At 67.9% G+C, this 21,210-nt stretch carries 13 protein-coding genes; 3 read left to right on the top strand and 10 right to left on the bottom strand.

Going from position 1 to position 21,210, the window contains the following annotated elements; all coding sequences use genetic code 11:
• The first annotated feature begins 52 nt into the window (after positions 1–52).
• Complete coding sequence (locus ASE11_RS03935) at positions 53–472, top strand: Lrp/AsnC family transcriptional regulator (RefSeq protein WP_056266823.1); 420 nt, start codon at positions 53–55, stop codon at positions 470–472.
• 3 nt (positions 473–475) lie between these two features.
• Here the strand turns inward: ASE11_RS03935 and ASE11_RS03930 are convergent, their stop codons facing one another.
• Both ASE11_RS03930 and ASE11_RS03925 read right to left on the bottom strand, forming a co-directional pair.
• The gene (locus ASE11_RS03930) at positions 476–1,399 is read right to left on the bottom strand and encodes a delta(1)-pyrroline-2-carboxylate reductase family protein (protein WP_056266820.1); all 924 of its coding nucleotides are present in this window, start codon (positions 1,397–1,399) and stop codon (positions 476–478) included.
• A gap of 148 nt (positions 1,400–1,547) precedes the next feature.
• Positions 1,548–2,684, bottom strand: coding sequence for a sensor histidine kinase (locus ASE11_RS03925; protein ID WP_056266476.1), 1,137 nt, complete (start codon positions 2,682–2,684; stop codon positions 1,548–1,550).
• A 161-nt stretch (positions 2,685–2,845) separates the two neighbouring features.
• Between ASE11_RS03925 and ASE11_RS03920 the strand changes: the two genes are divergently transcribed.
• Entirely contained in the window at positions 2,846–7,663 is a 4,818-nt protein-coding gene (locus ASE11_RS03920; protein ID WP_156406227.1) for a PAS domain S-box protein, read from the top strand.
• Positions 7,664–7,674: 11 nt separating this feature from the next.
• Here ASE11_RS03920 and ASE11_RS03915 read toward each other — a convergent pair whose 3' ends face one another.
• From ASE11_RS03915 to ASE11_RS03885, 7 genes are all read right to left on the bottom strand, one after another.
• Positions 7,675–8,883, bottom strand: a complete 1,209-nt coding sequence (locus ASE11_RS03915; protein WP_056266470.1) for a sensor histidine kinase — start codon at positions 8,881–8,883, stop codon at positions 7,675–7,677.
• The gene (locus tag ASE11_RS03910) at positions 8,880–14,021 is read right to left on the bottom strand and encodes a CHASE domain-containing protein (protein WP_056266465.1); all 5,142 of its coding nucleotides are present in this window, start codon (positions 14,019–14,021) and stop codon (positions 8,880–8,882) included. The genes ASE11_RS03915 and ASE11_RS03910 overlap by 4 nt, the downstream gene beginning before the upstream one ends.
• Positions 14,018–14,392 (bottom strand): response regulator, encoded by a 375-nt coding sequence (locus ASE11_RS03905; protein WP_235501189.1) that lies wholly within the window; start codon positions 14,390–14,392, stop codon positions 14,018–14,020. Before ASE11_RS03905 ends, ASE11_RS03910 begins: the two co-directional genes overlap by 4 nt.
• A 244-nt stretch (positions 14,393–14,636) precedes the next feature.
• On the bottom strand, positions 14,637–16,298 hold the full coding sequence (locus ASE11_RS03900) for a SulP family inorganic anion transporter (RefSeq protein ID WP_056266459.1): 1,662 nt from the start codon (positions 16,296–16,298) through the stop codon (positions 14,637–14,639).
• Positions 16,299–16,327: 29 nt separating this feature from the next.
• Positions 16,328–17,656 (bottom strand): sulfatase, encoded by a 1,329-nt coding sequence (locus ASE11_RS03895; RefSeq protein ID WP_056266456.1) that lies wholly within the window; start codon positions 17,654–17,656, stop codon positions 16,328–16,330.
• A gap of 7 nt (positions 17,657–17,663) precedes the next feature.
• The gene (locus ASE11_RS03890) at positions 17,664–18,656 is read right to left on the bottom strand and encodes a Bug family tripartite tricarboxylate transporter substrate binding protein (protein ID WP_056266452.1); all 993 of its coding nucleotides are present in this window, start codon (positions 18,654–18,656) and stop codon (positions 17,664–17,666) included.
• Positions 18,657–18,681: 25 nt separating this feature from the next.
• Positions 18,682–19,644, bottom strand: coding sequence for a Bug family tripartite tricarboxylate transporter substrate binding protein (locus ASE11_RS03885; protein WP_082585506.1), 963 nt, complete (start codon positions 19,642–19,644; stop codon positions 18,682–18,684).
• A 100-nt stretch (positions 19,645–19,744) separates the two neighbouring features.
• On the opposite strand from ASE11_RS03885, the gene ASE11_RS03880 reads away from it, so the two are divergent.
• Positions 19,745–20,257, top strand: a complete 513-nt coding sequence (locus tag ASE11_RS03880) for a MarR family winged helix-turn-helix transcriptional regulator (protein WP_056266445.1) — start codon at positions 19,745–19,747, stop codon at positions 20,255–20,257.
• Positions 20,258–20,261: 4 nt separating this feature from the next.
• On the opposite strand, the gene ASE11_RS03875 is transcribed toward ASE11_RS03880, so the two are convergent.
• Complete coding sequence (locus tag ASE11_RS03875) at positions 20,262–21,173, bottom strand: LysR family transcriptional regulator (protein ID WP_056266442.1); 912 nt, start codon at positions 21,171–21,173, stop codon at positions 20,262–20,264.
• Positions 21,174–21,210: the final 37 nt, after the last annotated feature.

Here is a 21,210-nt window from a genome sequence, read left to right as displayed (position 1 = left end):
TATTCAGAGTAGATGCAGCAAAAAGTCAGCCATGAATGACAAAATGATCAACATGGACGACATTGACCAGGCTCTGATTGCCCAGCTGCGCCAGAACGCGCGCGCCACCGTGGCCGAGCTCGCGCACCGCCTCAAGGTCTCGCGCGGCACCGTCACCAACCGCATCCGCAAGCTTGAAGACCAGCAGCTGATCGTGGGCTACACGGTGCGCCTGCGGCCCGAGGCCGAGCCCGAGCGCATCCGCGCCTGGATGGCGGTGCTGGTGGACGGCAACCAGACGCGCGCGGTGATCGCCAGCCTGCTGGGCGAGCCCGGCGTGGCCGCGCTGCACGACACCAATGGCCGCTGGGACCTGCTGGCCGAGCTCAGTGCAGGTTCCATGACCGAACTCTCGCAGGTGCTGGAGCGCATCCGCCTGATCAAGGGCATCCAGGGCACCGAGACCAGCATCCACCTGGCGACCTACCGCTGACCGTCACCGCTGAGGCGCCTGGCCACTCAACACGCAGCGCGCCGCGGCCAGGTCCCAGCCCGCCCAGCCGCAGCTCTTGAAGAACACCGGTCTGTCCCGGCGGTGCGTTGGCGGCTCGCGCACCACGTCGGCCAGCGTGGCCAGTGCGGGCACGTCGATGCCGGCCTGCAAGAGGTCGCCGGCCTCGTGGTCGGCGTCGCGCGTGTCCACCACCACCAGGCCGTCGGCGGCGAACCAGCGGCAGACCTCGGGTGCCCACTCCACCATGCGTGGTGTGAAGGCGCCCACCGCCGCCACGAAGGCGTCCGTGCGCGGCCGCGCGCGCAGGGCCACGGCCTGCGCCGAGGTGCAGCTCACCACCAGGGGGCAATCGGCCAGGGCGGCGTCGGCATCCATCGCGCGGCCAGCGTTCATGCCGAGGCTGCGCGCATGCTGCACCAGCGCGTCGGCGCTCGCCGTGCTGCGCGAGGCCACCCACACCTCACGCACGCCCAGCCCGGCCTGAAAGGCCTCCAGGTGCGCGCGCCCCTGCACGCCCGCGCCGACGATGAGCAGAGGCCCGTCGGTGCGCGGCGCGAGCAGCCGCGCGGCCAGCAGCGACACCGCCGCCGTGCGCCGCGCCGTCACCGTCGGACCATCGAGCAGGGCGGTGCGCTGGCCGGTGAGGGCATCGAACACCACGATGTCGCCCTGGATCGCGGGCAGGTGGCGGGTGGCGTTGTCGGGAATGAACGTGATGAGTTTGGTGATGGCCACGCGCGCATCGGCGGCGGGCATCACGAACAGGCTGCCACCACCGGCCAGGGGCTGCACGGTGCGCGGCGGCACCACCACGCCGGGGTCGCGCAGCAGGGCTTGGATCTCGTCGGCCAGTGCCGGGTAGGGCAGGGCGTCGGCGGTTTGTCGGGCGTTCAACAGGGGCGTCATGCCGCCCATCATCCTTCGGGTTGGGACGAAATCGGGCGATTTGCCCACCCAACCCCTTGCATGGGCATGAGCCCATGCGGCGTGGTGTGAGCGGACAACTCATCCCGATTGCGTCCCAACGCGGCCCCAAGTAATTCGCGGACAAGTTCTAAGTGGCCGGCAGCACGATCGTGAAGCTGGCGCCTTCGCCCAGCCGCCCGCGCGCCATCACCGTGCCACCGTGGCGCTCGACGATGCGCCGCACATTGGCCAGGCCCATGCCCTCGCCCACGAACTCGTCGGCCGTGTGCAGGCGACGAAATGGCTTGAAGAGCTGGTCCGTCTGCCGGGGGTCGAAGCCCGCGCCGTCGTCGGCAAACACGATCTGGTGACCGCCGCCCGGCAGCGCCTGGGCCGTCACGCTGATGTGCGCCACATCGCGCGCCGAGGTGTACTTGATCGCGTTGCCCAGCAGATTGACGAACGCCTGCTGCAACAGGCCCGCGTGCCCGTTGATGGCCGGCAGCGGGCCGATGCTCCATTCGATGACGCGGTCTGTGCTGGACGGTTGCACGGTGGTCAGCGCCGCCTTCAGGACATCGTCCAGTTGCAGCGGTGCCATGGTGAGTGGCTGGTTGCCCAGGCGGGCGAAATCGAGCAGGTCGCGCACCATGCGCAGCGCCAGGTCACCCGACTGCACGCCCAGGCGCACCATCTCGGCCTGCTGCGCGTCGAGCTGATCGCCCGAGTCCTGCAAGGTCAGCTCCAGGATGCTGCGCATGTTGACCAGGGGTCCGCGCAAGTCGTGCGCGAGCCGGGCGGCAAACGCGTCAAGCTCCTGGTTGACCGCCACCAGTTCCTTCAACTGTTGAGACACCTCGGCTTCGAGCCGGCGGTTGTTCACCCGCAAGCGCTGTACCTCGAGCGCGCGCTCCACGGCGGGCACGATGCCGCTGATGCGAAAGGGTTTCTGGACGTAGTCGATGGCGCCGTTCTTCATGGCGTCCACCACGCTGCCGATGCTGCCGTGCGCCGTCATGAGCACGATCACCATGTCGGGCGCCACCGCCTGGGCCCGGCGGGTCAGCTCGATGCCGTCCATGCCCGGCATCTGCAGGTCGGTGAGCAGGAGTTCGAAGGTGGACTGATCGAGTTTGTTCAGGGCCACCTGCGGATCGGTGCAGCCCACGACCTCATAGCCCTGATCGACCAGGATTTCGCAGAGCGCGCGTTGCTGGGGAGCTTCGTCGTCCACCACGAGCAAACGTGGGCGTGGACGGTGCTGGGCGGAACTGCGCAGTGGCATGGTGGGGTGCCAGTTGTCGATCAGTGGCAGGTCATTGCCATATGTGGGGATTTTTCACGATCGGATCTTGACGCATACCCTACCACCTACCGCGTTTGTGCGAGCATGCGGCTCAGCGGCAAACGGTGATTTATTTCTGGTTATTCAACAGGGGCAACGCCTTGCGTCACAAGAGGGGAATCCGCAGCCTGCTGCTCATGTTGGTGGTCGTGGCGATCCTGCCGGGTCTGGTCATGCTGTGGGTCAGCTACAACATGACCAGCCAGGCTGCCGTGCAGCGCGGACGCCAGGAAATCAGGGCTGTGGGGGTGCTGGCCGCAGCCAACCAGGAGCAAGTCATTGAAGGGGCGCGCCAGATCCTGGCCGCGGTGGCGGCCGGTCCCTCGGTGCGCCGAAACGACCTGCGCGCGCTCTGCTACGAGTTCCTGCGCAACGTCTCGGCCGCCACGCCGGGTTACGGCAACATAGGTGTGGTCGATCTGCAGGGCGACATTCAATGCCTGGCCAATGAGGGGCAGCAGCGCCTGAACGTGGCCGATCGAGCCTACTTCCGCAACACGGTCCGTGAGCGGAAGTTCTCCATGGGTGAATACCTGATCGGGCGGGTCTCGGGCAAGCGCCAGCTCGGCTTCGGCATGCCGGTGTTCGACGATGGCAACGCATTCGTGGGTGTGGCCTTCACCACGGTGGATCTGTTGCCCTCCGCGCAGAAGCTGCAATCCCTGCCTCTGCCGGGCTCCATCCACGTGGACATCACCGATGCGACAGGCACGCTGCTCGCGTCCAGCCGGCCCGGCCCGGATCGCATCGGCACCACCATCGACCACGACGGTCTGCGAGCGGCTGTGCTGGCCAGGACAACGGGCAGCCTCGATCTGCGCGATGCCCAGGGCATCGACTGGTTGTACGAGTTCGTTCCGATCGATGGCCAGGGTGGCGACGGGCTGTTCGTCATCGCGGGTGGACAGCGCAACGACGTGCTCGCCTCGACCACCCGCCAGTTGCAACTGCAACTGGCCGTCATGGCGCTGGCCGCTCTGGTGGGCTTGGTGCTGGCCTGGCAACTGGGCCTGCAACACATTGCACGCCCGGTGTCGCATCTGCTGGCGCGCATGCGTGCGGCCGCTCGAAACCAACCGCTGGACGGACCGCTGCCGGCTGCAACGGGCCGCGAATTCGCCGAGCTTGAAACCGGGCTGGACGCCATGCTGCGCGAGCTCACCAAAAACCAGGTCCAACTGATCAAGGCGCAGCAGATCGCCCGCGTGGGCTTCTACCAGCTTGATCTCAAGACCCGGCAGTACAGCGCCTCTGACACTGTCTACGAGCTGTTCGGACTGGATCCCGCCATAGGGCCGGTCACTGCCGAGATGTACCAGTACATGATCCATCCCGACGACATGGATCGGGTGATTGCGCAGCGCGACAGCCTGCTTCAGGGGGGCAAACCGCTGCGCCAGCAATACCGCATCGTGCGCACCGACAGGGGTGTGCGCTGGGTCGACAGTTTTGCCTTCCTGGAACGCGACGAAGCCGGCGAGCCGGTGGTGTACGCCGGCGCCATGCAAGACATCACCGAGCAGCACCGGCTGCGGCGCATGTACCAGGTGCAGAGCCAGATCAACGCGGCCATCGTCTCGGCGGACTCCAGGGACGGTCTGCTCCAGCGCGTGTGCGACATCGCGGTGGAGCAGGGCGAACTGCGCATGGCCTGGGTGGCCAGCATGGACCCGCAGAAGCGCACCATGACGGCGCTGATGAATGCGGGCGCGGACGACGGTTACACCGACCTGCTCAACCGCGCGGCGGTGGACGTGGACACCTACGCTTCCCCCGTGCCCACCGCGCTTCGCACCTTGCAGCTGGTGGTGTCCAACGACATTGCCAATGACGCCAGCATGGGCCGCTGGGCTGCCACGGCCTTGCACCGTGGCTTCAAGGCGTTGGCGGTGGTGCCCATCGCGTCGCAGGGGCAGTTGCCTCTGGCCCTGGTGCTCATGGCCGATGAGCCGATGTACTTCCGGGAGGAGGAGAGCCAGCTGTTGACGGCCATTGGCGAGAGCCTGTCCGCGGCGCTGGACCAGTTGCAGAAGGCACAGGAACGCCACGCCAGCGAAGCCCGGCTCAAGCTGCTGGAGACCTGCGTGGCGCGGGTCAACGACATCGTGCTGATCACCGGGGTCGAGTCGTCCGATGGGCTGGGTCCGCGCATCCTGTATGTCAACCAGGCGTTCGAGCGCCTGACCGGTTACAGCGCGGCGGAGGCGATCGGACAGACCCCGGGCATGCTGCACGGCCCCATGACCGATCCCGATGCGCTCGAACGCATCCGCCGCAGCATCGAGCACCGGGAGCCGGTTCGCGAGGAGTTGATCAACTACCGCAAGGACGGCAGCGAGTTCTGGCTGGAGCTGGACATGGTGCCGATCACCGACGGCACAGGCCGTTTCACCCATTGGGTGGCGACCGAGCGTGACATCACCCAGCGCAAGCTGGCCGAGCAGAAGGAAGCCCGACTGCGCGGTGGCTTCCAACTGCTGTTCCTGGGCAATCCGCACCCGATGTGGGTGTTCGACCGCGCCACCCGTGCGTTCCTTGAAGTGAACAACGCCGCCATTGAACAGTACGGCTACAGCCGCGAGGAGTTCCTCGCACTGTCCATCGACGACATCCGCCCCGCGGGCGAAAGACATCGCCTGCGCAGCCGCGCTTCCGTGGTGTCGCCCGATGGCCGTGAGCGCGTGGGCACCTGGGTGCATTTGCGCAAGAACGGCACATCCATCGCGGTGGACATCACCACCCAGAGCCTGAACTACAACGGTCGCGATGCCGAGCTGGTGGTGGCGATGGACATCACCGACCAGGTGGCGCTGGAGCAGCAACGCGCGCAGGCGCTGATGGCGGTGCAGGCTTCGCAGGTCAGCCTGGCGCGCTCGCAGTCGCTGGCCCGCATGGGCAGTTGGGAGCGCCTGGCCCAGGACCATTCGGCCGTGTGGTCGGCCAACCTTTATGCCTTGACGGGCCGCGATCCAGCCGACGGCCCGCCCAGCGTGGAGCAGACCATGGATCGCATCCACCCGAACGACCGTGCCGATTACCTGCGGACGATGACCGAGTGCCTTCGGGACGGTACCTCGCGACGCTGGACCTACCGTTGTGTCCAACCCGGCGGAGAGGTCCGCTGGTATGAGGAAAACATCGACGAACCCCGGCGCGACGCCAGCGGTGCGATGGTGTCGATCGGAGGCACCGTGCAGGACGTCACCGAGCGCGTCGAGGCCGAAGCACGGCTGCAGTTGCAGCTCTCGCGCACCGAGCTGCTCAACCACATCGTTCGCGCCACCGACGAACGCCTCGACCTGGACCGCATCTTTCGCGTGGTCTGCGACAACATCGAGTCCCGGTTTTCGACCGTGTTTTCCGCAGCCCTGCTGTTCGACCTGCCCACCCAGGCCTTCACCGTCGCCCACCTGAGTGCGAAGGCCACCAGGCGTGGGCAGGTGATCGGGCTGCGCGAGGGCGATGTGCTGCCCCTGGCGGACAGCGGTCTGGCGCGCTGCGCGAGCGGCGAACTCGTGCACGAGCCGGTGCTGGCCGACACCCCGTTTTCCTGGCTCCAGCGGCTGGCACACACCGGCATGGGATCGGCGGTGTTTGCGCCCCTGCATGCGCAGGGCGAGGTGTTGGGCGTGCTGGTGGCCGCGCGCGCGCAGAGCCACGGCTTTGACAGCGGTGAATGCGAGTTCATGCGCCAGCTCGCCGAGCACGTGGCGCTGGCCGCCAGCCAGGCCCGGCTGCACCGGTCGCTGCAGCAGGCCTACGACGAGCTCAGCGAAGCGCAACAGGTGGTGCTGCAGCAGGAGCGGCTGCGCGTGCTGGGGCAAATGGCCAGCGGCATTGCGCACGACATCAACAACGCCATATCGCCGGTGGTGCTCTATACCGAATCGCTGCTGGCCAACGAACCGGCGTTGAGCGAGCGTGGACGCGCCCAGCTGCTGACGGTGCAGATCGCCATCGACGACGTGGCCGAAACCGTGGCGCGCATGCGCGATTTCTACCGGCCCAGCGATGCCGGCGTGCGGCGTCGCGCGGTGGACCTCAACCAGCTCGTCAGGCAGGTGCTCGACCTCACGCGCGCGCGTTGGCGCGACATGCCGCAGCAAGCGGGCATCTCCGTGGACATCGCGCTCGACCTGGGAGACCTGTTGTCCCCGGTCTTCGTCATGGAAGGCGAGATCCGCGACGCGGTGACCAACCTCGTGCTCAATGCGGTGGACGCCATGCCCGAGGGCGGCACGCTCACGCTGCGCACGCGGCGCGCGGTGCTCGCCGACGGAGCGCTGCGGGTGCAACTGGAAGTGATCGACACCGGCATCGGCATGGACACCGAGACGCAACGGCGCTGCCTGGAGCCGTTCTTCACCACCAAGGGCCAGCGCGGCTCCGGGCTTGGCCTGGCCATGGTCTACGGCAGCATGCAGCGCCACGGCGCGGAGATCACCATTGAGAGCGCGCCGGGCGAGGGCACCACCATCTGTCTGGACTTTGCCGCGCACGCCGAGCCAGCCTCGATCGACGCAGCGCCAATTTCAGCACCCGCCCAGCGCCGGGTGCTGAAGATCCTGCTGGTGGACGACGATCCCCTGCTGCTGCGTTCCTTGTCCGACACCCTGGCCGCGGAAGGACACGCGGTGGCCACGGCGGCCGGGGGCGGCGAGGGCATCGCGGCGTTCAAGGCGGCGCTGTCGGCGCAGGCGTTCGACGTGGTCATCACCGATCTCGGCATGCCCGAGGTCGATGGCCGGTCCGTGGCGGCCGCCGTCAAGGCCGCGTCGCCCGGCACGCCGGTGGTGATGCTCACGGGCTGGGGTCGGCGCATGCGGGAAGAGGGCGAGTGCCCGCCTCACGTGGACCACCTGCTCAGCAAACCGCCGCGGCTGGAGGCCTTGCGCGCGGTGTTCAGGATGGTGGATTGATCTGGACGGGTTCAGGCCAGCGGCAGTCGCACTTCGAACGCCGAGCCTTCGTCCGGTCGCGATCGCACGGTGATCGTGCCGCCGTGTGTCTCGGCAATCTGGCGGCTGATCGCCAGCCCCAGCCCCGAGCCTTCGAATTCGCGCCGGAGGTTCAGCCGTGAAAACGGCTGGAACAGCTTGTCCATGCCTTCGGGCGAGATGCCGATGCCGTTGTCTTTCACGCTGACCATGGTCATGTCGGCGTGGGTCTCGGCCGTGATTTCGATGCGGGGCGCGCGGCCCGGCGGCATGAACTTCAGTGCGTTGGTCACCAGGTTCTGGAACAGCTGGGAGAGCAGGCTCGCGTGACCCATGACCACCGGCAGCTCGCCGATGTGCAGCTGCGCACCGGTGGCGTCCAGCTGCGCGGCCAGGGCATCGCACACCTCGGCCATGAGTGGCGCCAGCGCCACCGGCGTGCGCGGCTCGGTCTCGCCATGCTGCAGGCGTGCATAGCGCACCACATCGTCAAGCAGCGTGCGCATGCGCTCGCCCGCGTTGCGCACCAGCTTGAGGTAGTGGCGTGTGTCCGGGGGCAGGTCGGCGCCGTGGTCTTCTTCCACCAGCCCGATGAACTGCACCACCGTGTTCAATGGCTCGCGCAGGTCGTGGGACGAGATGCGCACGAACTGCAGCAGGCCTTCGTTGGCGAGCTGCAGTTCCTCGGCGGTCTTGAGCAGCTGGGCATGGCTCTCCCGCAGTTCAACCAGGGCCTCGGCCAGGTTCAGGCGGTCGGTGGCGGCCACCTTCTTGAGCGCATCGTTGGCCTGCTTGAGCCGCAGCTGGGTGCGCACACGTGCCTGCACGATGGCCGGGCGGATCGGTTTGGCAATGAAGTCGGCCGCGCCCTTCTCCAGCCCGGTTTGCTCGAAGGTGGCTTCGGCGTGGCTGGTCACGAAGATCACCGGGATGTCGGCCAGCATCGGATCGCCCTTGATGGCCTCCAGCACCTCGAAGCCGGACATGCCCGGCATCTGGGCATCAAGCAGCACCAGGTCGGGCGGCGACTCGGCCATCAGCCGCAGCGCGTCCAGACCCTGGGTGGCAAAGCGCAGGCGCCCCAGCGGGCGGATCACCCGCGCCAGGGCCTGCACCATCCCCGGATCGTCGTCGACGATCAGGATGTCGGGCAGCAGCGGCGGCGCGGCGGCGGTCTCAAGCCCGGTGGTGGGGCTGATCATGGTGGAAGTTCCTCGGTCAAGGCTGCACTGGCGCTCGCGAAGTCGAGCTCGTCGAGCCAGTGTCCCACGCGTTCCACTGTGGCCGCACCCAGTCGAACCCTCAACCCGCTGGCGTGCAGCTTCCACCAGGTCAGTGCGTCGAGGTCCTGGCGCTGCAGCAGCTCCAGAAAGTGCGGGATGTCGGCCTCGGCTGTTCCCGAGGGAACCGGGGCTGTGTTGCTCGGCGCGGCGCGGCGAGCGGCCTTCAAGACCGGTTCGCTGTGGCGGCGCAGCGCCTCCAGCGCGTTCTGCAGCGCGCGCCAACGCGCGTCGAGCTGCGCAGGGGGGCGGTTGTCGACCAGGCCGGTTTCGAGTGCCTGGGCGAGCTGCATCAGCTCGGTGGCGCCCAGCGTGCCGGCGCTGCCGCGCAGCTTGTGCAGCCGCGCGGCGAGTCTCTGGCGCTCGGTGTCGGCCTCGGGCAGGGCGAGGGCGCGCACCGCGAGGTCGCCGAACTCGTCCTGCAGACGCTGAAGCGACTTCAGCCACAGCTCCAGGTCGCCCCCCAGCCGGTGTTGGGCCAGCGCGCTGTCCAGGCCGGGGATCTGCGGCCAGGCGCCGTCCGGTGGTGCAAACGCCGTGGGCACGCCCGGTGGATCTGGTGCGTGGACTGCGTTTGCGCTCGCCTGGTCGACGCACTCGCGCACCATGCGCACCAGCCGCTCGGGGTCCAGCGGTTTGGTGAGGAAACCGTTCATGCCGGCCTCCATGGCGTGCAGGCGTTCTTCGGCGAGCGCGCCTGCCGTGAGCGCAATCACCGGCAGATTCATCAATCCGAGCTCGCCGCGCACGCGCCGTGTGGCCTCCAGGCCGTCCATTTCGGGCATCTGCAGGTCCATGAGCACCGCGTCGAAGGCCTGGGGCGTTGCGCGTAAGGCCTCCAGGGCCTCGCGCCCGGTGCGCGCCAGGCACACGCGGGCCCCTTCGCGTCCGAGCAGGCCGGAGGCCACCTCCAGGTTGATCTCGCTGTCGTCCACCAGCAGCAGGTTGAGGTGGCGCAGCGCCTGCCCGGGCGCCTCGAGGCGCTCCCCGTTGTCGCGAGCGGCGGCGCCCAGGGCCTGCAGCGTGGCAGCCGTAGGGCGCTGCAACACCAGCTCGAACCAGAACTCGCTGCCGTGTCCGGGTTCGCTGCGCAGACCCACCTCGCCGCCCATCATCTCGGTGAGCTTGCGCACGATCGACAGGCCCAGACCGGTGCCGCTGAAGCGGCGGGTGGAGGAGGTGTCGGCCTGGGTGAACGGCGTGAACAGCCGGGACTGCGTGTCGGCATCGATGCCGGTGCCGGTGTCGCGCACCGTGCTGCGCAGGCGCACCTGGGCATCGTCCATCGCCACGGTTTCCAGCGTCACCCACACGTTGCCCGCCTGCGTGAATTTCAGCGCGTTGCCGATCAGGTTGATGAAGATCTGCCGCACGCGCAGGGCGTCGCCCAGCAGCACGCGCGGCACGTCGTGCGCCACCGTGATCAGGTAGCGGATGCCGGCGGCCTCGGCCTGGGGGCGGAACAGCGCATCCATCTCGCCCAGCATGTCCTGCGGGCTGAAGGGCCTCTGGTCCAGATCGAAACCCCCGGCCTCGATCTTGGCCAGGTCAAGCACGTCGTTGACCAGGCCCAGCAGCGAGCGGCTGGCCACCCGCGACTTCGACAGCAGTTGCGTCTGGTAGGTGGTCAGTGGTGTGTCGCCCAGCAGGTGGGTCATGCCGATCATGGCGTTGAGCGGCGTGCGGATTTCGTGGCTCATGTTGGCCAGGAACTCGCCCTTGATGCGCGAGGCTTCCTGCGCCTGTTCCTTGGCCTGCACGAGGTCGGTGATGTCGATGCGGAAACCCACGGTGTGGCCATCGGGCATGCGGCGCTCGACCAGGCGCAGCGTGCGGCCGTTGGTGAGCTGCTGCAGCATCTCGGTGTTGCCGGAGCGGTGGGCCGCCAGCCGATCGGCCACCCAGGCTTCCTCGCGCCCGCTGGTGTCTTCATGGTCGCCCAGTGCGATGCTGGCGCGCAGGATGTCCTCGAACCGCACGCCCGGCACCATGAGGTGGGCCATCCTGGGGGAGATCTGGCGGTATTTCTCGTTGCAGAAGACCAGCCGGTCTTCGGGATCGAACAGCACGAATGCTTCATCCACCGCGTCGATCGCGCCCCGCAGCAAGGCCTCGCTGCGCACGGTGTTCTCTTGCGCCTGCTTGCTGGCGGAGATGTCCTGGTGTGTGCCGTACATCCACTCGGGCTGTCCATCGGCGGTCCAGCTGCGCACCCGGCCGCGGTCGAGCACCCAGACCCAGTGACCGTCCCGGTGGCGCGCGCGCACCTCACATTCGTACATGTCGAAAGCGCCGCGGAAATGTCCTTGCAGCATCTCGTTGGTCAGTGTCTGGTCGCCGGGGTGGAGGCGCTCCAGCCAACGGTCCAAGGAGAGCGGCGCGAGCTCGTCGATGCGGTAGCCGATGATGCTGGCCCAGCGCTCGTTGACACGCAGCTCTCCGGTCTGCACGTTCCATTCCCAGGTGCCGGCGTCGGTGCCACGCAGGATGTTGTCGAGCCGCTCGTGCTCCTCGGCCAGGGCGGCGGTGCGGTCCTTCACCTGCGTCTCCAGTCCTTCCTTGAGCTCCACCACCTTGCGCTGGGCCGCGCGCTCGGCCGTGACGTCGCGCACGATCACCGATGCGCCCATCGGCGAGCCCGCCTCGTCGTCCAGCCGCGAAAGGGTCATCGATACCAGCACGGCCTGGCCGGTGCGCGTCTGGCGCCACAGTTCCATCGGGGGCGCATCACCCGAATCGGGCAGCGTCCCGATCGCCCGCACCGTGTCGCTCGGCTGGCCCGGTGGCATGGTGAGCGCATCCAGCCCCTGCCCCATGGCTTCCTTCGCCGCGTAGCCAAAGAGCCGCTGCGCACCCCGGTTCCACGATGTCACGCGGCCCTTGGTGTCCAGGCCAACGATGGCATCTGGGGACTGGTCGACGATGGCGGCAAGCTGCAGGCGATCCTCGCGCGCCTGAAACCTGCGCTGCACGCCCACCCAGTACAGATAGAGCATGAAGGCCCCCACGAGGCCCGCGGCCAGCATGGGGGGCAGGCCCCCACGCGCGTTGGCCAGTGCCGCCGCTTTCAGGTCGCTCTCCAGGCGGGTGGCTGTGTAGCGCAGGACGCCGATGGACGAATCGGGGTTGCCGATCACGCTGGCCTGCGCGGCCATCACCAGGCCCTGAGGGCCGGTCCACCACGTGACGCGCTCCCCGGTGGACGCATCGGGGGGCACTGCCGGCTGGAACACGTCGCTCCACAGGTGGCGTTGGCCCAGGTTGAAGCCAAAGGTCATTGATGGATCGGGGTGGGCCACAAAATCCCCTTGCGAATTGGTCGCGTAGACATCCGGCCTGGGGCCTGCGCCAGCCGGCAGCGCACCCAGTCGCCCGGTCAGATCCACGTTGATCACGATCGCGCCAAACACCCGGCCCTGGGGGTCGCGCACGGGTGTGGCGTAGCGGATGGTGGGGCGGTGCGGCAGATCCACCGGGCCGTATTCCCGCTTGAGGTTCACCTCCGACACGAAGACATGGCCGTCCCCCAGGCGCAGCGCCTCTCGCATGTACGGCGTGTCGCCCTTGCGTTGCAGGCGATCGGGCGCTGTCACCACGATGTGGCCCTCCTGGCGCGCCACCCGCACGATTTCCTGGCCCTCATCGGCGGCGCCAACGAAACGCACCATGAACACCTCGGGCGTGGCGGCCAGGTAGGCGGTGAAGATCTGCTCCATGCGACGCCGCCACAGCGCCGAGGTGGACGCCTCCTGCGTATCCACCCCACCCTGCTGCAGGGCTCGAACCAGGCCCTTGACCGGTGGCGTGTTGGCCAGAAACAGCACGCTGCGCCGCCGCTCGGCGTACTTGCTTTCGGCGGTGCGCGCCAGCGAGTCCACGGCACCCAGCAGCGCCAGTTCGGCTTGCTGGTGCTGTGCCTTGAGCTGCTGAAAGTAGTCGTTGGTGACCAGCAGCGCCAGCACCACGGCAAAACCGATGCCGGCGCGCAGGGCGAGCCGGCTGCGCAGGAATGCCGCCAGGTGCACGGGCTGGCGGCGAAACTGCCGCATCACCGTCGCTGGTGGGGTGTGCTCGCGCGTGCGCCATCGGTGCTCCAGCAGCAAGGCCAGGCCCACGGCCAGCAGGCTGCTCAAGGCCAGCCCCGCCATCAGGGTTGATGCGGGTGAGCCGGTGTGGGTCGACGCGATCAGAACCGGCAGCGGGGTCACGCGCATCACCCACTGGCGGCCCTGCACATCCAGCGGACGGATGATCTCCACGTCCGAGCGGAACGCATCTTGCGATTCGAAAAATGGCACCTGCTCGGCACCGTCGGTCAGAGAGATCGCCACCGTGCGCAACTGGGGCGCCAGGTTGGCCAGCACCTCGTCGACCACCAGGGGCGCGTAGGTCCAGCCCAGCGTGGCGGCCTCGCGGGCCGCCGGTTCCGGGCTGGGCGGGAAGTCGCGGTACACCGGCAGCAGCATCAGAAACCCACGGCGTGCCAGCCCGCTGGCCTGCACCAGGGTGGTGGGTGCGGTCAGGCGGGCCTCGGCCTCGCGCGCGGCCGACAGCGCAGCCGCGCGGCGATTGGGTTCGGAGGCGATGTCCAGACCGGTGGCGCCCTGGTTGGCATCCTCGGGATAGATGTACTGGATGACGAAGCGGTCGTGTGTGTGCGGCGCCAGCTCGCGAATGCTGAAGTCGGCAGGACCCTCGTTGCGTGCACGGGCCACGAAGGCGGCCTCGTGGGCACGCGGTACCTGCCGGATGAAACCGAAGCCGCGCGCGCCGGGAAACTCGCGGGTCTCGCGGCTGTTCACATAGGCCTTGAATTGTTCGCGCGTGACCTTGTCTCCACCGCTGGCGGCCACCGCTCCGCGAGCGCCTCGCAAGCCATACTCGTACTGCTTGAAGCGCTCCTGGATCGCGGCGCCCAGCGCATCGGCGGCAGCGCCGGTGTTCGCCACCAACCGCCGGTGGTTGTCGCGCTGCACCTGCCCGGCGGCCAGTGCGCTGAGCAGCACACCCGCGCACCACAGTGCCAGCGCCCATCGGCGGCTGGTCTGACCGGGTGTCATGGTGTGCGGACCAAATGGATCAGGCTGGCGGCGGCCGTCTTGTCCAACGGCTTGTTCATGAATCCCCGGACGCAGCCGTGACGCGCTGCGCGGGCGCGGTCCGCCGGGTCGGACGAAGACGAAAGCATCACTACCACGGTGTGGCCGCGCTGCTCTGCAGGCAAGGCTTCAAAGGCCTGCAGGAAGCTGAAACCGTCCATGACGGGCATGTTGATGTCCAGCAGGATGAGGTCGATGCCGTGCGCGGGATCGGTGGCCAGCAGGCTGAGCGCCTCTTGCGCCCGCTCGAACGTGCGAACCTCATAGTGAACTCCGCAGCGCTGCAAGGCGATGCGGGTGAACAACAGGTCGTTCTCGTTGTCGTCAATCATCAACACGCGGCAACTCATCAAGGCTCCAGAAAGCACTTTTTGTTCAACCCTGATATTGCGGTGCTCGGGGCACGCAGCGCCATGTTCGTCGCGGGTGCTTAATCCTGGCTGACACAACCGTGTGCATGCCAACGGTAACGGCAACGGTTCACATTTGACCCCAACATGCAGGGCAACGACGGGGGTCTGCCGAGATATCGGCGCGAACCGTGCGTTTCTTGACCCCGTTGGCCGGGCGGGACGCTCAGATGGCCGCGCTGGACAGCGCCTGCGTGGCGCGCAGCGCCTCGGTTTCGGTGCGGTAGAGGTGAAGCCTTGGACCTGAGTCCAGGTAGCCGGCCCGCTTGAGAACCTCCTCCACCGGCAGCTTGATGCCCACCAGATGCAGCTCGATGCGCAGGTCGTCCAGGTGCTCGCGCAGGCGACCGAAGGCCTCGGCACCAGTGGCGTCGATCCAGTTGATGGGGTGCGCGATCCACATCACGTGGCGGGTGCCGGGATGGGCCGCGATGTGCTCGGCCACCGCGCGCTCGAAACCATTGGCGGTGGCGAAATCGAGCGCGGCGTCCATGCGCAGCGCGAAGAGGTCGGGCGCCAGCGGTGGCAGCAGCCACAGGTGGCGGTCGCGCAGGCTGCCGTCCGGGTGCAGGCCAACCTCGATGATGCGCGGGTGCAGCCGCAGGTAGAGGAAGTGGGAGAGTGCCATCAGCACACCCGCGAGAACCCCCCAGTACAGGCGCGGCGCGGCCAGCAAGGTCACGGCGAAGGTGACGCCCGCGATGCCGGCCTCCACCCGGGACACCGTCCACAGCTGCACGAAGGCGCGCGGCTTGATGAGGCCCAGGATGGCCACCAGCACGATGGCCGCCAGCACCGCCATCGGCACGTGATGCAGCAGCGGAGTGAGCACCAGCAGCGCCACCACGACCACCACCACCGAGAACACGGTGGCCCAGCCGGTCCTGGCCCCCGCGTACAGGTTGAGCGCTGAGCGTGAGAACGACGAACTGGTGGGAAACGCGCCACAGAACCCCGAGGCCAGCTTGGCCAGACCCTGGCCGATCAGGTCCTGATCCTGATCCCAGCGCTGGCCGCGTTGCCCGCTGTCGACCTTGGCGCTGGACGCCGTCTCCAGAAAACTCACCAGCGTGATCACCAGCGTGGGCAGCACCAGCTGACCGAGAACGCTCCAGCCCGGCCAGGTGGGCAGGTAGGGCATGGGCAGGCCCTGCGGCAGCGTGCCGATCACCGCGCCACCCGCTGCCTCAAAGCCCACGCCGTAACTGATGGCGGCGCTGGCCACCACCACCGCCAGCACGGTGGGAAAGCCCGGACGCCAGCGCCGCGCCAGCATGAGCGCGGCAAGGCTGCCCAGTCCGAAGGCGAGCGAGGGCAGATGCATCTGCGCAGGCCATGACAGGCTGTCCCAACTGCCCAACCCGAGCAGGGCCGGCAACTGTGAGGCAATGATGAGCACCGCCGCGCCCTGGGTGAACGCCATGAGAACGGGTGAGTTCACCAGGTTGAGCAACCAGCCGAAGCGCGCAAAACCCAGCACGATCTGCAGCAGGCCGCTGAGCAGTGCCAGCCACACGGCCAGCGCGATCCACTGCGCGCTGCCCGGCTCGGCCAGGCCGCTGAGCGAGGCGCTGATGAGCAGGCAGGTGAGCGCGGTGGGCCCCACCGACAGGCGCACCGAGGCGCTGAACAGCACCGCGATGAGCGCGGGCAGCAGCGAGGCGTAGATGCCGGTGATCAGCGGCATGCCGGCCAGCGCGGCGTAGGCCACGCCTTGCGGCACCACCATCAGGCCCACGGTGAGTCCGGCCATGGCCTCGCCGCGCAACAAGGTCGCGTCGGGGCGCGGCCAGGCGAGGAAGGGCAGCAGGCGTTTGGCGCGGGACATACCCCGATCCTACTTGGGTGGTGTCCGCCTCAGCGCTGGGGCATGTCCTTCATGGAGTAGCCCAGGCTCACGCTGGCGTCGTCGGGGATCGGCGGCACGGTCTCGTTCCATGCCAGCCACTGCGCGCGCATGCGCGCCAGCCGCTCGGGCTCGCGCGGGGCGAGGTTGGCGCGCTCGCGCTCGTCCTTGTCGATGTTGAACAGGTACTCGTGCCCGTCCACCTGCAGGTATTTCCACTCGCCTTCGCGCAGCGCGCGCTGGCCGCGGTGGTTCATGCGCCAGTAGAGCGGTCGTTCAAATTGCTGAGCGGGGTCGCGCAGCACCCCCAGCAGGCTCACGCCGTCCAGGGGCCAATCCGGATCGGCCTGGCCACCGCCGGCGTCCAGCAGAGTGGCCGACCAGTCCATGGTCATGCAGTGCTGCGTGCTCACGGTGCCGGCGGGTATGGCGGCGGGCCAGTGGGCGATCCAGGGCACGCGGATGCCGCCTTCGGTGAGGTCCATCTTGCCGCCCACCAGCGGCCAGTTGTCGGAGAAGCGCTCGCCGCCGTTGTCGCTGGTGAAGACGACCAGCGTGTTGTCTTCCAGTCCGTGCTCGCGCAGCGCGGCCATCAGCTTGCCGATGCCTTCGTCCATGTGGTGGATCATGCGGCGGTAGGTCTGCACGTCGCCGCCGTGCAGGTGGAACAGGTTCTTCGCCACGTCGGAGGCCACGTGAGCGTCGTCGCGCGTCTCCCAGGGCCAGTGCGGCGCGGTGTAGTGCAGGCTGAGCAGAAAGGGTTGGCCGGCTTTCGCATCGGCCGCGCGCTGGTGAATGTGATCGACCGCGCGCTGCGAGAGCACGTCGGTGAGGTAGCCCACTTCGTGGTGTTCGTCTTCGTCGATGTAGAGGTCGTGTTCGCCGCTGGACGAGCAGTGGGTGAAGTAGTCCACGCCGCCGGCCATGATGCCGAAGAATGCGTCGTAGCCCGAGCGCAGCGGCCCGAACGAAGGCGGGTAGCCCAGGTGCCACTTGCCGATGAGGGCCGTGTGGTAGCCGGCCTTCTTCAACAGCGAGGGCAGGGTGGGCACCTCGGGTGGCAGGCCCAGCGTGGTGCTGCCCTTGCTGCGGCTGTTGATCGGTTCTTCCATCGCGCCGCGCAACCGGTACTGGTAGCGCATGGTGATGAGCGCGAAGCGCGTGGGCGAGCACACCGGCGAGTTGGCATAGCCCTGCGTGAACTTCACGCCACCCTGGGCCAGGCGGTCGATGTTCGGCGAGACGGCGCCGAAGTCGGCCTTGCGCCCGCCGTAGCAGCCGAGGTCGGCATAGCCGAGGTCGTCGCAGACGATGTAGATGATGTTGGGGCGCTGGGTCATGAACGACTCACTCCACCTTCATGCCGGTGGCTTTCACGATCGGGCCGTAACGGTTGTAGAGCGCGTCGATGCGCTGGCCGGCCTGCGCACCGGTGAGGCCTTCGAAGAACAGGTCGAGGGTGGCCATGCGGGTCTGCAGGTCGGGGCGTTTGAGCGCGTCGATGATGTGTTTCTGCAGCGCCTGCACCACCGCGTCGGGCGTGGCGGCGGGCGCCATCACCAGGTAGAGCACTTCCTGCTCCAGCGCCTTGAGGCCGGCTTCACTCACCGTCGGCAGCTCGGGCGCCAGGCGCGAGCGCTGACGGCTGGTGACAGCCAGCGCGGTGATCTTGCCGGCCTGCACGTGCGGCAGCATGCCGGGTGTGGCGAGCACGCCGCCGTCGACCTCGCCCGAAAGCACGGCGGTCACGGCCGGCGTGTTGCCGCGGTAGGGCACGTGGGTGATCCTGGCCTGCGTGGCTTCCTTGATCACTTCCACCGCGAGGTGGCCCGGGCTGCCGCTGCCGGCCGAGCTGAAGTTCAGGCCCTTGGTCCTGGCGGCCTGGATCATGCCGGCGAGGTCCTTGATGCCGGTGGCGGGGTTCACGCCCACCAGCAGACCGGACGAAGCCATCACCACCACCGGTTTGAAGTCGCTGCGCTTGAACGGCATCGTTGGGTAGAGGTGCGGGTTGACGGTGAAGATGGTGTCGATGCCGAACAGCACGGTGTAGCCATCGGCCGCACTCTTGGCCACGTCGGCCGCGCCGATGTTGCCGGCCGCGCCGGCCTTGTTCTCGACCACGAAGGGCTGTTTGAGCGTGTCCTGCAGCACCGCAGCCACGGAGCGGGCCAGCAGATCGGACGGGCCGCCAGCGGGGAAGTTGTTGACGAAGCGCACCGGCTTGTTCGGGTAGCTGTCCTGGCCGAAGGCGGTGGTGGTGCCCAGTGCAAGACCGGCGGCCAGCGTGAGGGATGCGAATGCGCCCAGACGGCGGCGCGAGATGCAGAGGGTGTTCATCGGTGGTATTTCTTTCAGAGGTCGATCAGTCAAGTTGCACGCCGGTGGCCTTGATCGGGGCTTCCCAGCGTTTCAGGTCGGATTTCTGTTCGGCGGCCAGTTCGCCCGGCGTGGAGCCCACCGGGTCGTAGCCCAGGCCGCGCATGCGCTCGCGCATCTCGGGCCGCTGCATGGCACTGGCCACAGCGGTGTTGAGGCGCGCGAGCACGCCGGGGCTGAGCCCGGCCGGGCCATACATGGCAAACCAGGCGGTGGCGTCCATGTCGATGCCCGCTTCTTTCAAGGTGGGCACCTCGGGCACCTGCGGATCGCGCTGGCTGCCCGTGACGGCAATGATGCGCACCTTGCCCGAGCGGTGCAGCTCGGCGGTCTCGGACACCACGTCGAACTTGTAGTCGATGTGCCCGCCCAGCAGCGCGGTGTTGGCCGGACCGCCGCCCTGGAACGGAACATGGTTGAGCGAAGCGCCTGCTTTCTGTTCGAACAACACGCCCATGAAGTGCGGCAGCGTGCCCAGGCCCGGCGTGCCGTAGGTCGCCTTCCCGGGTTGCGCCTTGGCCTGCGCAATCATGTCCTTCGCGTTCTTCGCCGTGCTGGCCGGCCCGGCCACCACGCCGAACTGAAAGCGCGCCAGCAGGGAAACCGGCGTGAAGTCCGCCACCGCGTCGTAGTCCAGTTTCTTGTAGACATGGGGGAAGAGCACCATGGGGCCGCTGGGCAGCACGATCACGGTCTGCCCGTCGGGTGCTGAGCGCTTGACCTGTTGCAGCGCAATGCGGCCGCCCGCGCCGGGGCGGTTCTCCACCACGACGGGGCTGAAATCGTTGCGCAGTGCCTCGCCGAGCAGCCGCGCCAGCGTGTCGGCCGAGCCGCCCGGCGGAAAGCCCACCACGATCTTCAGCGGCGGCTTGTCCTGCGCGAAACCACTCAAAGGATTGACCAGGGCCGCAAGGGCCAGGCAGGTGCCCGCCATCCACCGTGCTTGCATGTTGTGTCTCCTGGGTTGTCGGGTGATTCCCGGTGCAGCCCACCATGCTATGCACGCACAATCAATTGCAGAAATCAATCATTGCGGGTGTTTTCCCTACATGCCGGACACAAGCTCTCACGACCGACTGATCGAGCCGCAGCACCAGGCCGACCTGCTGCTGTACCGGCTTTACCGCATCCACATCACGGCGGGCCGCCTGGTGGTGCACATGTGCGAATCGGAGTTCGGCATCACGCGGCGCGAGTGGCGCATCCTGTCGTTCCTGGCCGAGCGCGAGGGAGCCATGTCGTCGCAACTGGCCGAACACGCCATGCTCGACCGGGCGCGCACCTCGCGCACGCTGACCACGCTGGCGTCGAAAAAGCTGGTCGTGCGCCAGCCCAAGCCCTCGGACCGGCGCGAGGTGCACGTGTTCCTGTCCGAGGAAGGGCGGCGCCTGTATGGTGCGATCTTTCCGCGCGTGGCGGCGATCAATCGCGAGCTGGCCTCGGGGCTGGGGCCCGCTGAGCGCCAGCAACTCGACGCCATGGTGGACATGTTGCAGGCGCAGGCCAGCCGCATGGTGGCGGCGACGCCCGAAGCGCCGCTGCCGCAGGACGGCGGGGAGTGAAACCTCAGCCCGTGATGATCGGTCGAAGTGTCTCGATTTCGCTGACGATGAAATCGAAGAACGCGGACACACGCGGCGTGCGCCGCAATTCCGGCGTCGTCAGCACGCGCCAGATGCGGGTGAGTTCCGCGACGGGCTCGATCACTCGAACGAGATCCGGTTCAGCATCGCCCAGGGCAATGGGCAGGGGCGCCACGCCGACCCCCGCCTTGGCCGAGTAAACCAGGCCCAACACGCTGTTGCTGCGCGCGACCAGGGTGGCGTTCGGCGCGACCTTGTGCAGCCACGCGGCGATTCGGTGCCTGGCCATCGTGTCGTCGAACCCGACCAGCGCGTGCTGCGCCAGATCTTCGATTCTTTCCGGTCGGCCATGGCGCTCGATGTACGCCCGGCTGGCGTAGATCGCCCAGATCGAGTCGCCGATCTTTCGTCCGACGAGCTCGCCGTCATCGGTGTCGCCGGAGCGAAGGGCCACGTCGGCTTCGCCTTTCATCAGGTCGATGTATTTGTCGCTCATGACGAAATGCACCTGCAACGCCGGATGCAGTGCGTGGAACCGTTCCAGCAAGGTCGATTGCGTGATCCGGAACACGATGGGTTCGGGACAGGTCACGCGGATGACGCCAGCCACGTCGGCGGTGGCGGTCGCGATCTGTTGCTCGAACGCCGTCACGGCGTGCTCGACGCGCTCGGCGTGTGGCAGCAGCGCCTGCCCGAACTCGGTCAGGCGATACCCGCTCGGCTCGCGCTGCACCAGCGCTTGCCCGATGCGCCTTTCGAGCTCGACGAGCCGTCGCTGCACCGTCGACTGATCGACGCCCAGCGCACGACCTGCCGCCAGCGTGCTGCCGTGGCGCGCGACGGCAAGCAGATGCTTGAGGTCGTCCCAGTCGAAGCTGTGGGGGGTATGCGCCATTGCGGCCCCATTGTGCAGTTTTGCGCCTTACGCTGCA

Origin of the sequence: Hydrogenophaga sp. Root209 (genome assembly GCF_001428625.1) — a bacterium.
Taxonomy (GTDB): Bacteria; Pseudomonadota; Gammaproteobacteria; order Burkholderiales; family Burkholderiaceae_C; genus Hydrogenophaga.
The sequence above is the reverse complement of the archived record's forward strand: the minus strand, read 5'-3'. Positions and strand labels throughout refer to the sequence as shown.

Coding starts and splice junctions, on each gene's coding strand:
- ASE11_RS03935 (WP_056266823.1), top strand. CDS start 53: ATGGACGACATTGACCAGGCTCTGATTGCCCAGCTGCGCCAGAACGCG.
- ASE11_RS03930 (WP_056266820.1), bottom strand. CDS start 1,399: ATGACGCCCCTGTTGAACGCCCGACAAACCGCCGACGCCCTGCCCTAC.
- ASE11_RS03925 (WP_056266476.1), bottom strand. CDS start 2,684: ATGCCACTGCGCAGTTCCGCCCAGCACCGTCCACGCCCACGTTTGCTC.
- ASE11_RS03915 (WP_056266470.1), bottom strand. CDS start 8,883: ATGATCAGCCCCACCACCGGGCTTGAGACCGCCGCCGCGCCGCCGCTG.
- ASE11_RS03910 (WP_056266465.1), bottom strand. CDS start 14,021: ATGACACCCGGTCAGACCAGCCGCCGATGGGCGCTGGCACTGTGGTGC.
- ASE11_RS03905 (WP_235501189.1), bottom strand. CDS start 14,392: ATGATTGACGACAACGAGAACGACCTGTTGTTCACCCGCATCGCCTTG.
- ASE11_RS03900 (WP_056266459.1), bottom strand. CDS start 16,298: ATGTCCCGCGCCAAACGCCTGCTGCCCTTCCTCGCCTGGCCGCGCCCC.
- ASE11_RS03895 (WP_056266456.1), bottom strand. CDS start 17,656: ATGACCCAGCGCCCCAACATCATCTACATCGTCTGCGACGACCTCGGC.
- ASE11_RS03890 (WP_056266452.1), bottom strand. CDS start 18,656: ATGAACACCCTCTGCATCTCGCGCCGCCGTCTGGGCGCATTCGCATCC.
- ASE11_RS03885 (WP_082585506.1), bottom strand. CDS start 19,644: ATGCAAGCACGGTGGATGGCGGGCACCTGCCTGGCCCTTGCGGCCCTG.
- ASE11_RS03880 (WP_056266445.1), top strand. CDS start 19,745: ATGCCGGACACAAGCTCTCACGACCGACTGATCGAGCCGCAGCACCAG.
- ASE11_RS03875 (WP_056266442.1), bottom strand. CDS start 21,173: ATGGCGCATACCCCCCACAGCTTCGACTGGGACGACCTCAAGCATCTG.